General features: G+C 41.0%; 1 protein-coding gene. It reads left to right on the forward strand.

The window, feature by feature from the left end; genetic code table 11:
* Positions 1-1,092, forward strand: a 1,092-nt coding sequence (locus F6K49_RS48990; RefSeq protein WP_293109978.1) for a thioesterase domain-containing protein, incomplete at its 5' end; no start/stop codon positions are given.
* Positions 1,093-1,422: the final 330 nt, after the last annotated feature.

Raw genomic sequence — 1,422 nt, forward strand, 5'->3', positions numbered from 1 at the left:
ACTCAAATCTGGTCAGACGTTTTGAATCTCACCTCTGTCGGAGTACAAGATAACTTCTTTGAGCTGGGCGGCAATTCTCTTATCGCTGTCCGTCTGATGTCCTTAATTCAAGAAAAATTCCAAATCAATTTACCTTTAGCCACCCTTTTCCAAAGTCCCACCATTGAACAACTAGCGGTTGTTCTTGGTTCTGATTCATCTACAACACTCTGGTCTCCCTTGGTACCAATTCAACCCAACGGTTCATTACCACCCTTTTTCTGTGTAGGAGGAGCTGGGGGAAATGTTCTCTACTTCCACCATTTAGCACGATATCTTGGAGGGGATCAACCCTTCTACGGTCTACAGGCACAGGGTCTTGATGGTGAAACAAAACCCCTAGAGAGCATCGAAGAAATAGCTGGCCAATATATTAAAGCAATTCAGACAGTTCAACCAGTAGGTCCTTACTTCTTGGGAGGTCATTCCTTTGGAGGTAAAATCGCTTTTGAAATGGCGACTCAGTTACAACGTCTTGGAGAATCTGTTGCTTTGGTTGCTATTTTAGATACCTCGGCTCCAATTTCTGAACTCAATCCTAAAGAGGATTTTGCTACTTGGGATAATGCTAGATGGATATGTCACATGGCTGGAGTACTTGAAGAACTTTTTGGAGAAAATCTACAACTATCTGATGACACTCTCGATTCTCTGACACCAGAGAAACAAATCAACTATTTAAAGCAACAGTTAGAAATAGTGGGCGTTTTGCCTCCTCAAGCAGATATCAAACTCGTTCGTGGCTTATTACAAGTTTACCAAACTCAATGTCAAATTGATTACGTACCACACAATACTTCTGGGACTTCAATTACTCTGTTCCGTGCTCAGGAGGTTTCTGAACAGGAAAATGCTGATCACCTATCCTACGATCCAGCATGGGGTTGGAATCAGTTTTCTGATTCAGAGGTGGAAATCCATACCGTTCCTGGTAGTCATATATCAATGATGAGTGAGCCTCATGTCAAGGTACTAGGGGAAAAACTACAAAAGTCTCTGGAACAAGCACAAGCTAATCAAACGTATGTTCCGCAAACAGACCCAAAACTATGAGCAACTGTATTAAGAGACAGATTAGTCTTTTTTTTGATTGTTAAAAAAAAGACGCGCTAATTTATTTTTTAGACAGCACTAATTATTCTACAGCTTCGTGGGTTTTTTAGGTAATTTTTAACAATCAACACTTCTGGTCGAACCACGTAATAATACAAGTAAGTTAAGGTACTCGTAGACTGACCTAATGTTAAGAAAACCTAAAAAACTATCAACGATGCTATGGGTTGTGGTAATAATATTCCTGGGTAGCCTGACCACTACCTGTAGCTTTTTACCAGCCATCACAGCAGAGGAACGCACCTTCCTCAACCTTTCCGTGGACTTCTT

The sequence above is a fragment of the Moorena sp. SIO3I6 genome, assembly GCF_010672095.1.